This is a genomic window from Zoogloea sp. (assembly GCF_041911615.1).
GTDB lineage: Bacteria > Pseudomonadota > Gammaproteobacteria > Burkholderiales > Rhodocyclaceae > Zoogloea.
This window is the reverse complement of record NZ_JAYROR010000112.1, coordinates 1-13,190: the sequence shown is the minus strand read 5'-3', so window position 1 is coordinate 13,190 and position 13,190 is coordinate 1. Positions and strand designations below refer to the sequence as shown.

Below are 13,190 nucleotides of genomic sequence, written 5' to 3'. Positions count from 1 at the left end.
TTGTTCCATACGAACCCGTACGGTCAATCAGGGTTTTACACATGAGTGCACGGGCATTGATCGAAGTCATGGACTTGCGGGCATGTGCGCAAGCCGGGGGCGGCTCGTGGCGCGCGCAGCGGGATCGGTCGTCGGTCGATGCCGGGTGATCGGCAGGCGACATGGGGTGTTGGCTCTCCGAGTTCGACGGCCCTTGCGTCGATCCCGGCTCAGGCTTCCCCTCGGTTGCCTCGATATTGGGCGACCTCGCCTGAAAATGCATCGACGTCGGGTGGCGATCACCCCCTGCCGCCATGACGGATCAGTCCATCGGCCATTCCGTTTACCCGCCTTCGACTGAAATTCAGGCGCCTTCGACTGAAAATGGGTCGAGGCCGGGTGGCGGCAACCCCTCGGCGCCTTAAAATGAGGCGATTCCGGCAGCTCGCTACCCGGGCGCGGATGAAAAAACGGCCGGGAAGACCCGGCCGCAGGCGATGGCGTTGCAGCCGGATCAGACGTCGGCTTCGACCGAGTCGCCTTTCTCTTCCATCCAGGCGCGGCGGCCGGAGGCTTCGCCCTTGCCCATGAGCAGCGTGAACATGCGCAGGGTTTCGTCGAAGGCGCCGCCGCGCACGTGCACCGGCAGCACGCGGCGGGTGGCCGGGTCCATGGTGGTTTCGCGGAGCTGCTCGGGGTTCATCTCGCCCAGGCCCTTGAATCGGCCCACTTCGATGTGTTCGGGCTTGATGCCTTCGTGGCCGAGACGATCGCGGAGCGAGGCCAGCTCCTGGTCGTCCAGCGCGTACAGGCGGCGCGGCGGACGCTTCATGCCGGAGGCGGGCACATCGAGGCGATACAGCGGCGGCTGGGCCACGTAGATGTGGCCGCGCTCGATGAGCTTGGGGAAGTGGCGGAAGAACAGGGTGAGCAGCAGGGTCTGGATGTGGGAGCCGTCCACGTCGGCGTCGGACATGATGATGACCTTGCCGTAGCGCAGCTCGGATAGATCGGGCTCGGAATCGGCGGTGTGGGCGTCCACGCCCAGGGCCACGGCGATGTCGTGGATCTCGGCGTTGGCGAAGAGCCGTTCGCGCTCCACCTCCCAGGCGTTCTGCACCTTGCCGCGCAGCGGGAGGATGGCCTGGGTATCCTTGTCGCGGGCCATCTTGGCGCTGCCGCCGGCGGAGTCGCCCTCGACCAGGAAGAGCTCGTTGCGCTCGATGTCCTCGGATTCGCAATCCGAGAGCTTGCCCGGTAGCACCGCCACGCCGGACGACTTGCGCTTCTCCACCTTCTGGGCCGCGCGGGCGCGGGCCTGGGCGGCCTTGATGGCCAGCTCGGCGAGCTTCTTGCCGTAATCCACGTGCTCGTTGAGCCACAGCTCGAAGGGGTCGCGGACCATGCGCGAGACGAGCTGCACGGCGTCGCGGCTGTTGAGGCGTTCCTTGGTCTGGCCCTGGAAGCTGGGGTCGAGCACCCGCGCCGAGAGCAGGAAGGAGGCGCGACCGAAGGCGTCGTCGGCGGTGAGCTTGACGCCCTTGGGCAAGAGCGCGTGGTGGTCGATGAAGTTCTTGATGCCGGTGAAGATGCCGTCGCGCAGGCCGGCCTCGTGGGTGCCGCCGGCGGGGGTGGGGATGAGGTTGACGTAGGACTCGCGCACCGGCGCGCCTTCCAGCGTCCACGCCACGGCCCACGCGGCGCCCTCGCCGGCGGCGAAGGTCTCGTCGCCCTTGGGCGCGTATTTCTCGCCGGAGAACAGCGGGATCAGCGGCTCGTCGGACAGCGCTTCGCCCAGGTAGCCGCGCATACCTTCCTCGAACAGCCAGGTGCGGGTGTCGCCGCCTTCGATGGCGAGGCTGACCTCGAGGCCCGGCATCAGCACGGCCTTGGAGCGCAGCAGGCGTTCGAGCTCGGCGCGGGGCAGGTCGGGTGCGTCGAAATACTTGCCGTCTGGCCAGGCGCGCACGCTGGTGCCGCTCTGCTTCTTGGGGGCGTCGCCGAGGCGGGTGAGGGGCTCGATCACGTCGCCACCCGAGAACACCAGGCGATGCCGGCCGCCGTCGCGCACCACCTCGACTTCCAGCCGGTGCGACAGGGCGTTGGTGACCGATACGCCAACGCCGTGCAGACCGCCCGAGAAGCGGTAGGCGGAGTCGTCGTCGGTCTTGTTGAACTTGCCGCCGGCGTGCAGGCGGGTGAATACCACCTCGACCGTGGACACGCCCTCGACCGGGTGGATTTCGACCGGAATGCCGCGCCCGTCGTCGGCCACGCTGACCGAGCCGTCCAGGTGCAGGGTCACGGCGATCTTGCGGCAGAACCCGGCCATCGCCTCGTCGGCCGCGTTGTCGATGACTTCCTGGATCACGTGCAGCGGGTTCTCGGTGCGGGTGTACATGCCCGGCCGCTGCTTGACGGGCTCGAGGCCCTTGAGGACGGTGATCGACTCGGCGGTGTAGGTTTTCTGGGTCATGCTGGGGGCGTGAATCCGGGTGGGTTTTCGAAGCGGTGCGGACTATACATGGCGGGCCCGCTTCCGGCGAGGGGACGGCGGGGGGATCAATGCCCCAGGCTGGCCCGCCCGGCGTTGTCGGCGGTTTGCGCGGCGATCCGCGCGAGCAGCGCGTTGGCGGCCCGCGCGCCCGGGCTGTCGCCCACCGCCGGGCGCCACGCGAGGCGCACCGTGGCGGGCTCGCCGGGCAGGGTGTAGATCGCCATCGACAACGGGCACTGGGCCACGTTGAGCGGATTTTCGCGGGCCAGCTGCCAGGCGATGCGGGCGCTGCAGAAGTGCATCACCTCGGCTTCGGCATACACCCGGGTTTCCTGGCCGAGGGCCGGCCCGGTGCGGGCCAGCATGTCGCCGAAAACGCTCGGGGGCGACGGCACCAGGCCCTCGGTCTCGATGGCATCCACCAGCGCCTCGCGGGCGTCGGCGTAGCGGCTGGGGGACAGGACGCGCTGCTGGATGTCCGCGTCGGCACGGGCGGGCAGGGGGACGGCCGAGGAAAGGGCGAGCAGGGCGGTCAGCAGGGGCAGGGCGGCGGCCCGGATGGCGAGGCACGGCATCGGAAGCTCCCGGAGTGTCGGTCGCCGGACGATAGCACCGCTTGGCGGCGGCCGGCGATGGCGCGACGGGCAAAAAAACAGGCGCCACGAGGGCGCCCGGAAGGAGGGAGAACACAGCAAGAGAACTTGCGCGCGGCGGGCCTGTTGCGGCCCGTCCGGCTGTTGTGGCTTAGAAGAACAGGATCGCGCCGGCCGAGATGGTGTTGTTCTTGGCTTCGCTGAGGCTGTTGGTCACCTTTTCGTTGTTGAATTCGCCCACCAGGGTCACGAACTTGTTCAGGCTGTGATAGACGCCGACGGTGTAGGCGGTGTTGGTCTGCGAATTGACCGCGCCCAGACCGTTGCCGGTGGTGTCGAGGGTGCCGCCCTTCTCGTCGCGGTTGCGGCCCCAGTTCACGCCCACCTTGGTCTTGTTGAACTTGTAGGTGCCCTGCAGAAAGTAGCCCTTGGAGTCGGTCTTCTCGCCCGCGGCGTTGCCGCCCTGGAAGAACTGGGCGCCAACCGTGGACATGCCCAGACCCTTGCCGGCGAAGCCGTATGCGACGGCCTCGAAGTTGCCGAAGCCGGCCTTGGCGCCGACTTCGTAGCCGGTGGCGGTGAAGTCCTTGTTGGCGCAGGTGGTGGTGGAGCAGCTGGTGCTCTGGGTCACGAGGCCACCCCAGACCTTGCCGGGAACGCCGCCCTTCCAGTCGTAATCGACCTTGGCCTGGAAGCCCGGGGTCTTGGTCTCGTCGCCCGCGAACTTGCTCGGCTGGAAGATGCCGGCCGACGCCTGCAGACCGTTGAAGTTCGGCGTGGTGTAGGTGATCTGGGCCTGGAAGCCGGTGTACATGTAACCGTGGCCGATCATGCCGAAGGTGGTGTTGTACGGGATGCCGGCGTTGGAGGTGCCGCCGACGCCGATCAGGGTCATGTCGGACAGGATGATGTTCTGGCCGAACAGGCCGATGTCGCGACCGAACTTCAGGGTGCCCCAGTCGTTGTTGCCGAACTGGAAGTAGACGTTACGGGTGTCGATCTGGCTGTACGGGTTGGTGACACCGGCGCCGTTGGCGTTGTTGCCGATCGGCAGGCCAACGACGGTGGAATTGTTGTTGATGCCGGGGGCGAAGCTGAAGTGAGCCTTGATGTCCTGGTCGCCGGCCTTGGTGGTCACCACGAAATTGATCCAGCCGGGCAGCAGACCGTTGGTCAGCTCGCTGTTGTTGGTGGTGTTGGACGTGCCGGTGGTCTTGTTCGTGAGCTTCGCGTCGCGATTGACGTAGAAGCCATTGACGGTTCCGTTGATGTCGACGGTCACGTCGTTCTGGGTGAAGCTCACGGCGTGGGCGCCACCGGCGGCGGCCGCGAGGCAGGCGAGGGCGACGGATTGGGCCAGCAGGGATTTCTTCATGACTTTGGTCTCCGGATGTTTTGATTGATTTCACCAGCGCAACGCGGGCTCGTCGGCTCCGTCGTTTCGCTCCTCCCCAGGTCGGGTTTCGTCGGTCGGGTATCCCGTTGATTTCCGCCTGAAACACGCCGTTACGGAGCGCCAATCCTTGTGCGAGCGCTGTGCCAGTCCGCCTGGCACAGGCAAAAAAATAGACAAAACTTATGTTTTAAAAAGAATTTTTAATTTTCGCCAGAAATCCCGCCGGGGCGTCTGGCCGGTTTTTGCTGTACACAAAATGGACACCTGCCACGCCCGGGCTGAGCGGGGCTGGAGCATGCTGTAGCGCAACATCGGCACCTCGGCGGACAGCGCTGGGGGCGCCGAAGGGCTGGTAAAATTGCGTCCGACTTCGACTGCCCGGGCGAGCGCGCCCCTTCCTTCCATGGATTTCCGTTCCAAACTGGCTGCCGCGTGGCAGCGTCACGATTCCCTGCTGTGCGTCGGCCTCGATCCGGACCTGAAGCGCTTCCCGGCCCATCTGAAAGACCGGCCCGACGCTGTGCTGGCTTTCTGCAAGGCGATCGTCGACGCCACCGCCGATCTGGCCTGCGCCTTCAAGCCGCAGATTGCCTACTTCGCCGCGGCCCGCGCCGAGGACCAGCTGCAGGCGCTGATCGCCCACATCCACGAAAAACATCCCCAGGTGCCGGTCGTGCTCGACGCCAAGCGCGGCGACATCGGCGCCACCGCCCAGCAGTACGCCCGCGAGGCCTTCGAGCGCTACCGGGCCGACGCGCTGACGGTGAATCCCTACATGGGTTTCGATTCGGTGGAGCCTTACCTGGAGTTCGCCGACAAGGGCCTGATCGTGCTGTGTCGCACCTCCAACCCGGGCGGCTCCGATCTGCAGAACCTCGAAGTGGCCGGTGGGCGCAAGCTGTACCAGCACGTGGCCGAGCTGGTCGCCGGCAAGTGGAACACGCACGGGCAGAACGCCCTGGTGGTGGGCGCGACCTTCCCGCAGGAACTGGCCGACGTACGCGCCATCGTCGGCGATCTGCCGCTGCTGGTGCCGGGCATCGGCGCCCAGGGCGGCGACGTGGAGGCCACCGTCAAGGCCGGTCGCACGGCTGCGGGGGCCGGGCTGATGATCTCCTCGTCGCGGGCGATCCTCTACGCCGGCCAGGGCGAGGATTTCGCCGAGGCGGCCCGTCGGGTGGCGCTGGCCACCCGGGACGAGGTCAATCTGTACCGGCGCTGAAAACGCTCAGGCCGCCGGCGTCCGCCGCCAGCTCAGGCAGCGGTTGTTGGCGGGCATCGCGCGGTCTTCGACCAGACGCAGGCCGATGGCGCGCGCCAGGGCATCCACCGCCTCGAAGTCGCGGATGCCGCGCTTCGGGTCGTCGGCCCGCAGCGCGGCGTCGAACGCGGCGTTGCTCGGGCTGGTGAAACGCCCGCCGTAGTTGAAGGGGCCGTAGATCGTCAATCGCGCGTCGGGTGCGAGCACTGCCGGCAGTGCCGCGAACAGCGCTTCCACTTCGGGCCAGCCCATGATGTGCAGGGTGTTGGCCGAAAACACCGCATCGAACTGTTCGGCGGGCCACGGCCCGGTCACGTCCAGCGTCAGCGGTGGCGGGGTGTTGGGGAGCCCGGCCTCGGCCAGCCACAGACGGATGCCGGGCAGCCACTCGGGCCGGTCGCTGGTCTGCCAGCTTAGCTGGGGCAGGGCCGCGGCAAAGTGCACGGCGTGCTGGCCGGTGCCCGAGCCGACCTCCAGCACGCGCTGGCGATCGGCGAACTGTTCGCGCAGCACCGCCAGGATCGGCTCCTGATTGCGTTCGCAGGCGGCCGACCAGGGTTTGAGCGCTGGAATGTTCATCTTCGATTCCTTTCAGGCGACTGCGCCGCCAAGCTGCGCCTTGAGGCAGGCGGCGAAGGCTTCCCGGGCGGGAACGCGGCTGCGCGCCCGATGCCAGATCATCAGCGTGGTGCAATGGGCCATGTCGGGTGGCAGGGGATGGAGACGCAGCGTCGGCTCGGGGCGCAGCAGGTGGGCGCCGACGATGGCGCGGGGCACCAGGCTCACACCCATGCCGGCAGCGACGCAGCCGAGAATGCCCTCGAACGTGCCGAAGGTGCTGCATTGGGCTACCGGCACGCCGTCGCGCCACAGCCAGTCGAGCAGGCGCTGGCGATAGCTGCAGCCTTCGCGGAAGGTGATCAGCTCGACCGGGCCGCGGCGCGCCAGATCGGCGCTGCTGACGATGGCCGGCCAGTCGGCGGCGCTGATGAGCACCACTTCTTCGTCGATCACCGGCATCTGTTCGAGCTCGGGGTGATTGATCGGCCCGGCGACGAGGGCGGCGTCGAGCTGGTGGTTCAGCACGCCCTGCACCAGCCCGGCGGTGTGCGACGTGGTGAGGCGCAGTTCGACCTGGGGGTGACGGCGCCGGAAATCGGCGATCACGCCTGGCAGGCGGGTGGCCGCGGTGGTTTCCATCGAGCCCAGGCGCAGCAGGCCCTGGGGCGCCAGCGTGCTGCGCACCGCGTCGCGGGCCTCGTCGGCGAGGTTGAGCAGGCGGTCGGCGTAGCGGTCGAGCAGGCTGCCGGCGGGCGTGATGACGAGGCGCCGGTTGATGCGGTCGAACAGCGGCGTGCCGAGGTTTTCCTCGAGCAGGCGCAGCCGCGTGGTGACGTTGGACTGCACGGTGTGCAAGCGCTCGGCGGCGCGGGTGACGCTGCCTTCCTCGACGACGGCACGAAACAGGCGAAGGTCGGCCAGATCCATTTTTCATCTCTTTTTGTGATGAATCGAATTTGATTAAATCATTTTTAATGGGGTTTTGTCTCGCGTAGGCTGCGTCCATCGTTTTCTGAGGACCCGCCCATGGATTCGCGTGCCCACGCCTCGCCGCGCCCGCCCCTGATCGCCGCCGCCGGGTTGCTGGCCCTGATGCTGGCGATGGGCATCGGCCGATTCGGCTTCACCGCGCTGCTGCCGCAGATGCGCGACGACGGCTTGCTCGATCTGGGCGGCGCCGGCGTGATGGCTGCGATGAACTATCTCGGCTACCTGGCCGGCGCCCTGTGGACGGCCTTCAGTACGCGGGCGGACGCGTCGCGACGGCTCGTCGTCGGCGTGCTGGCGAGTGTCGCGAGCACCGTGGCGATGGGCGTACACCTGGGCTTTGCGGGGTGGTGCGCGCTGCGTTTCGTCTCCGGCGTGGCGAGCGCGGTGGTTTATGTCTACGCGACCGGCATCGTGCTGCGCGGCCTCGCCGAGCGGGGTGCCGCCGGCTGGAGTGCGCTGCACTACATGGGCGTGGGGTGCGGCATCGTGGTGTCGGCGCTGGTGGCGCAGGGGCTGGGCGCGGGCGATGCGCTGGGAGGCTGGCGCGCACTGGGCGCGGTGGCGACCGTGGCGGCGCTGGGGGTCGCTGCGGTGCTGGCGCCCCACGGACGCAGCGCGCCCGGAACGCCGACCAACGCGACCACGGCCGGCGCCGCGCCGCCGCTCGGTTGGCTGGCCGCGGCGTATGGCCTGGCGGGATTCGGTTACATCGTCAATGCCACTTTTCTGCCGACCCTGCTGCGTGGCGAGTCCGGCACGGCCGGCGCGGCGATGGCCGGCTGGCTGGTGGTGGGGCTGGCGGCGCTGCCCGCCACCGCGCTGTGGGTTCGTCTGTCGTTTCGGCGGGGGGGTTATCCGGTGCTGATGGCGGCCACGCTGATCCAGGCGGTGGGCGTGGCCTTGCCGGTGCTGGTGGATGGCGTTGCGGCGGCCATGACCGGCGCGGCGCTGCTGGGCGGCACTTTCATGGGCATCGCCGGACTGGCCCAGTGGCTTGCGCGGGTACCGGATGCGCGCCTCACGGCGCGGCGCATCGGTCTCATCACCGCCTGCTACGGGGTCGGCCAGATCGCCGGACCGCTGCTGGTGGCGGTGCGCGGTCGCGATGCCGGGCTTGCGCTCCCGGTGCTGCTGGCCGCGGGTGCGCTGGTGCTGAGCGCCGCGCTGCTGGAAGTGTCGCGCCGCCGCGAGCGGCTGGGTTGATCGGGGCAACATTTCTGTGTCGGGAGACATCGCCATGCCTTACCTCACCCTTGCTTGTGCATCGCCCACGCCTGTGGATTTCGGCGAACTCGCCGCGACGCTGACCGATCTGACCGTGGAACTGCTCGGGAAGGCCCGCGGCCTGACCGTTGTCGCGGTCCATCCGGTGGCCGTGGATCATTGGTTCGTCGGCGGCGCGCCCTTGTCCGAGGGCCGCGCCGGCGCCGTGCTGGAAATCCGCATCACCGCGGGTACCAACACCAAGGCCCAGAAGGCGGCCTTCGTGCGTGCCGCCTTCGCGGCGCTGGAGGCGCGGCTGGGCGGGCTCGACCCGGCCAGCTACGTGACGCTCCACGAACCGCCCGCCGACGCCTGGGGCTATTCGGGCCAGACGCAGGAGTTCCGTTTCGTGCGGAGTCAGCCGCTCTGAGCCCGCCGGGTTGGACGCACAGTCTTTGTGTTGCGAACAATTCGCATTTACATTTTCATTTTGCGTGGTTAGACTCGTCGTCGTTGTGTGGGCGCGTGGCGCCCGTTTCCGTATCTTGCACTTTTCACCCGGAGTCCCATCGATGACGTTCAAGTCCACCCTGCTTGCCGCCGCCCTGGCCAGTGCGGCCTTTGGCGCCCAGGCCGACGACAAGGAGCTCAACCTCTACTCGGCTCGCCATTACCAGACCGACGAGGCGCTCTACACCAATTTCACCAAGCAGACGGGCATCCGCATCAACCGGATCGACGGCAAGGAGGACGAGCTCCTCGAACGCATTCGCAACGAAGGCGCCAACAGTCCGGCCGACATCCTGCTGACGGTGGACGCGGCGCGCCTTGCCAAGGCCCACGAGATGGGGCTGTTCGTGCCGGTGAACTCGAAGGTGCTCGAAGCGCGCATTCCGGCGCATCTGCGCACCGAAGACTGGTTTTCGTTCTCGACGCGCGCCCGCGTCATCATCTACAACAAGCTGGGCGTGAAGGCCGACGAGGTTCGCAACTACGACGACCTGGCCAAGCCGGCGCTCAAGGGCAAGCTGTGTTCGCGTTCCGGGTCGCATCCCTACAACCTGTCGCTGGGGGCGTCGGTCATCGCCCATCAGGGCGAGGCGAAGGCCGAGGAGTGGGCCCGCGGGATGGTGGCGAACTTCGCCCGCGCGCCCAAGGGCGGCGACACCGACCAGATCAAGGCAGTGGCCGCCGGCGAATGCCAGGTGGCGCTATCCAACACCTATTACGTGGCGCGGATGATGCGCTCCACCAAGCCCGAGGACGTGAAGGTGATGGAGCGCGTCGGCGTGGTGTGGCCCAATCAGGCCACCACCGGCACCCACATCAACGTGTCCGGCGCCGGCGTGCTGAAATACGCGCCGCACAAGGAGGCGGCGGTGAAGTTCCTCGAATATCTGGCTTCCGACGACGCCCAGCGCTACTTTGCCGATGGCAACAACGAGTGGCCGGTGGTCGATTCGGTGAAAGTCTCCAACAAGGCGCTGGATGCCCTGGGCAAGTTCAAGGCCGACAGCCTCCCGGTGAAGAAGCTCGAGATGTTCCAGGTAAAGGCGCAGATGATCTTCGATCGCGCCGGCTACAAATAAGCGCGCTTCCCGCGATCCCGCGTTTGCTGCGACGCCCCGCTTGTCGGGGCGTCGTGCGTTGTGGCGCGCTCAGTGACGGTCGCGGGCGATCTGGCGCGACAGGGCGATCAGCGGCAGCAGTCCGACCACCACGATGGCCAGCGCTGCGGTCGATGCCTCGGCCAGACGCTCGTCGGAAGCCAGGGTGTAGGCCTGAGTGGCCAGGGTGTCGAAGTTGAAGGGACGCATCACCAGGGTGGCTGGAAGCTCCTTCATCACGTCCACGAAAACCAGCAGCCCGGCGGTGAACAGGCTGCCGCGCAGGATCGGCACATGCACCCGTCGCAGCGTGGCAGCCTGACCCAAGCCCAGGCTGCGGGCGGCGTCGTCCATGTTGGGGGTGATCTTGGCGAGGCTGGCCTCGACGGTCTGCAGCGCCACCGATAGAAAGCGTGCCAGATAGGCATAGACCAGCGCGGCAATCCCGCCGGTGAGCAGCAGCCCCGGATTACTGCCGAACCATGTCTGCCATTGCCCCGCCAGCCAATTGTCGAGGCGGGTGACCGGAATCAGCACGCCAACCGCGATCACCGTGCCCGGCACCGCGTAGCCGAGCCCGACGACACGGTTGAAACCCCGAGTCAGCCCATGCCTGGACAGCCGCGCACTGTAAGCCAGCAGCACCGCGAGCCCAACTGCCAGCAGGGCTGTGAGTCCCGCCAGGGTGAAGCTGTTGCGGGCCAGCACCACGAAGCGTTCGCCGAACTGCGCGTCGCCCTCGCCCAGCGCCATGCGCAGCAGCAGGCCGGCCGGGACCAAGAAACCCAATAGCAGCGGCGTCAGGCAGGCGAGCGTCGCCAGCAGCGCGGCTGGCCCACGCAGGCGCGCGGCGGGAGAGCGGCGCCGCAGGGAGGTGTTGTGATAACGCGCCCGCCCGCGGGTCAGCCGTTCGAGCGCCACCAGCAGCAGCACGAAGCCGAGCAGCATCGCCGCCAGCTGGGCCGAAGCGATGCGGTCGCCCAGCGAGAACCACGCCCGGTAGATGCCGGTCGTGAAGGTGTTCACAGCGAAGTAGGCGACGGTACCGTAATCGGCGAGGGTTTCCATCAGCGCCAGCGCGACGCCGGTAGCGATGGCCGGCCGTGCGAGCGGGAGCGACACGCTGAAGAAGGCCCGCCACGGGCCGATGCCGAGGGTGCGGGCCGCTTCGAGCACGCCTCCGGCCCGCTCGAGAAACGCCGTGCGGGCGAGCAGGTAGACGTAAGGGTAGAGCACGAAGACGAACATCAGCATTGCGCCGGGCAGGGTGCGGACGTCGGGAAAGGAGTAGTCGCCGTATTCCCAGCCGAAGGTGTCACGCAGCAGGCTCTGCACCGGGCCGACGAACTGCAGGAAATCGGTGTAAACGTACGCCATGACATAGGCGGGTACGGCGAGCGGGAGCACCAGCGCCCAGTCGAAGAAACGCCGACCGGGAAAGTCGTGCATCGTGGTGAGCCAGGCCGTGGCAACGCCTACGGTTGCGACACCGATGCCGACGCCGGCGCACAACGCCAGCGAATTCTGGATGTACTCCGGGAGCACGGTTGCCGCCAGGTGTGACCAGGTGCTGCTGGTGCCGCCCGCCAGGAGGTTGAAGCCGACGCTCGCTACCGGAGCGCCAGCAAGCGCCGCGATCAGCAAGCCAACCAGGGTGAGGGCCGAGAAGCGGAAAAGGCGAGGGCGCGGCGCGGGCAGGGGAGAGGGGCGGGAAGTCATAGGCAATCCGATGAGAATGCGAATTATAATCGATGCCATGTCCAAACTTGAACTCAGGTCGGTCGTCCAACGCTACGGCCAACAGACCATCGTCAATGGCGTCGATTTTCGTCTCGCGCAAGGTCGCATCGCCTGCCTGCTCGGTCCTTCGGGTTGCGGCAAGACAACCTTGCTGCGCTGCATTGCCGGTTTCGAAGCGGTTTCGGGCGGTGAGATCCTGATCCACGACGCCACGATGAGTCGCCCCGGTCATCGCGTGCCGCCGGAGCAGCGCAGGGTGGGCATGGTTTTTCAGGATTACGCGCTGTTTCCGCATCTCACGGTCGAGCAGAACGTCGGCTTCGGCCTGCGTTCGGCGGGTGCGACTGACCGCGACCAGCGAGTGGCTGCACTGCTCGATACCGTCGGCCTGGCCGGGCAGGGACGTAAGTTTCCCCACGAACTGTCGGGCGGACAGCAGCAGCGCGTTGCGCTCGCCCGGGCGCTGGCGCCGAGGCCCGAACTCGTGTTGCTCGATGAACCTTTTTCCAATCTCGACGTGGACCTGCGCGAGCGTTTGTCCGTCGAGGTGCGCGAAATCCTGAAAAGCGAAGGCATGACAGCCGTACTGGTGACGCACGATCAACACGAAGCCTTCGCGATGGCCGACGAGATCGGTGTGATGTACGAGGGGCGAATCCAGCAGTGGGATACGCCATACAACCTGTACCACCGTCCGGCCAACCGTTTTGTGGCGGATTTCGTCGGCAAGGGCGTGTTTGTGCCGGGCACCGTGCTCGACGCCTGTCGGGTGCAGATCGAACTGGGCGTGCTCGATTCCAGTGTGCCTGTCGATTGCACCCGGGGCTGTGCCGGGTGCGGACGTGGCTGCAGTGTCGATGTGCTGCTACGCCCCGACGACGTGATCCACGACGACGCCAGCCCGACGCGCGCCGAAGTGCGTCACAAGGCGTTCCGCGGCGCAGACATTCTTTACACGCTGCGCCTGCAAAGCGGGACAGAAGTGCTATCGCTGGTGCCGTCGCACCACAACCATGCGATCGGCGAACGCATCGGCGTCCGCCTCGAAGCGGATCACGTCATCGCGTTTATGCAGCCGCTTGAGCGGGGCGTGGTCGGTTGAGAGGCTTGATCGGGGAGAGAAGGGGTTGCGCTGGATTCATCCTCTATGTTTCTGAAAACAGGAATTTTCAGAATATATCGTATTGGCTCTCAGAACTCTAAGGTCTGTTGCACCGGCTGTTCGATCGTAAGCGTCGCCCCTGTCCCGTCTTGATCCCATTTCTTTGAGCAGCGAAGGTGTCCACCATTTTTGATGGGTGGACACCATGGAAATTGAGAAGGCAGCCCAAGGGGCTCGGCGTGGCCCCTATGTTCGGCGCAG

General features: G+C 67.0%; 11 protein-coding genes. 5 read left to right on the top strand and 6 right to left on the bottom strand.

Features of this window, described 5'->3' with window-relative positions; translation table 11 throughout:
• Positions 1-493: 493 nt before the first annotated feature.
• From parE to ACE3P2_RS14220, 3 genes are all read right to left on the bottom strand, one after another.
• The gene (gene parE / locus ACE3P2_RS14230; RefSeq protein ID WP_374265577.1) at positions 494-2,455 is read right to left on the bottom strand and encodes a DNA topoisomerase IV subunit B; all 1,962 of its coding nucleotides are present in this window, start codon (positions 2,453-2,455) and stop codon (positions 494-496) included.
• Positions 2,456-2,541: 86 nt separating this feature from the next.
• Entirely contained in the window at positions 2,542-3,051 is a 510-nt protein-coding gene (locus ACE3P2_RS14225; protein WP_374265575.1) for a DUF302 domain-containing protein, read from the bottom strand.
• A 169-nt stretch (positions 3,052-3,220) separates the two neighbouring features.
• On the bottom strand, positions 3,221-4,444 hold the full coding sequence (locus ACE3P2_RS14220) for a porin (RefSeq protein ID WP_374265573.1): 1,224 nt from the start codon (positions 4,442-4,444) through the stop codon (positions 3,221-3,223).
• Positions 4,445-4,868: 424 nt separating this feature from the next.
• On the opposite strand from ACE3P2_RS14220, the gene pyrF reads away from it, so the two are divergent.
• Positions 4,869-5,687: an orotidine-5'-phosphate decarboxylase gene (gene pyrF, locus ACE3P2_RS14215; RefSeq protein ID WP_374265571.1), complete on the top strand. Its 819-nt coding sequence runs from the start codon at positions 4,869-4,871 to the stop codon at positions 5,685-5,687.
• Between the two features lie 6 nt (positions 5,688-5,693).
• On the opposite strand, the gene ACE3P2_RS14210 is transcribed toward pyrF, so the two are convergent.
• Entirely contained in the window at positions 5,694-6,305 is a 612-nt protein-coding gene (locus tag ACE3P2_RS14210) for a DUF938 domain-containing protein (protein ID WP_374265569.1), read from the bottom strand.
• 12 nt (positions 6,306-6,317) lie between these two features.
• Complete coding sequence (locus ACE3P2_RS14205; protein WP_374265567.1) at positions 6,318-7,214, bottom strand: LysR substrate-binding domain-containing protein; 897 nt, start codon at positions 7,212-7,214, stop codon at positions 6,318-6,320.
• Between the two features lie 99 nt (positions 7,215-7,313).
• Here ACE3P2_RS14205 and ACE3P2_RS14200 point away from each other — a divergent pair, with 99 nt between their 5' ends.
• From ACE3P2_RS14200 to ACE3P2_RS14190, 3 genes are all read left to right on the top strand, one after another.
• Complete coding sequence (locus ACE3P2_RS14200; protein WP_374265565.1) at positions 7,314-8,480, top strand: YbfB/YjiJ family MFS transporter; 1,167 nt, start codon at positions 7,314-7,316, stop codon at positions 8,478-8,480.
• A gap of 34 nt (positions 8,481-8,514) precedes the next feature.
• A complete protein-coding gene (locus tag ACE3P2_RS14195) occupies positions 8,515-8,910 on the top strand; it encodes a 4-oxalocrotonate tautomerase family protein (protein WP_374265563.1) in 396 nt (131 codons plus the stop codon).
• A 142-nt stretch (positions 8,911-9,052) separates the two neighbouring features.
• Entirely contained in the window at positions 9,053-10,069 is a 1,017-nt protein-coding gene (locus ACE3P2_RS14190; protein WP_374265561.1) for a Fe(3+) ABC transporter substrate-binding protein, read from the top strand.
• Positions 10,070-10,138: 69 nt separating this feature from the next.
• On the opposite strand, the gene ACE3P2_RS14185 is transcribed toward ACE3P2_RS14190, so the two are convergent.
• Positions 10,139-11,806 (bottom strand): ABC transporter permease, encoded by a 1,668-nt coding sequence (locus ACE3P2_RS14185; protein WP_374265559.1) that lies wholly within the window; start codon positions 11,804-11,806, stop codon positions 10,139-10,141.
• Between the two features lie 37 nt (positions 11,807-11,843).
• Between ACE3P2_RS14185 and ACE3P2_RS14180 the strand changes: the two genes are divergently transcribed.
• Positions 11,844-12,929 carry an ABC transporter ATP-binding protein gene (locus tag ACE3P2_RS14180; RefSeq protein WP_374265557.1) on the top strand — a complete coding sequence of 362 codons (1,086 nt, stop codon included), beginning with the start codon at positions 11,844-11,846 and terminating at the stop codon, positions 12,927-12,929.
• Positions 12,930-13,190: the final 261 nt, after the last annotated feature.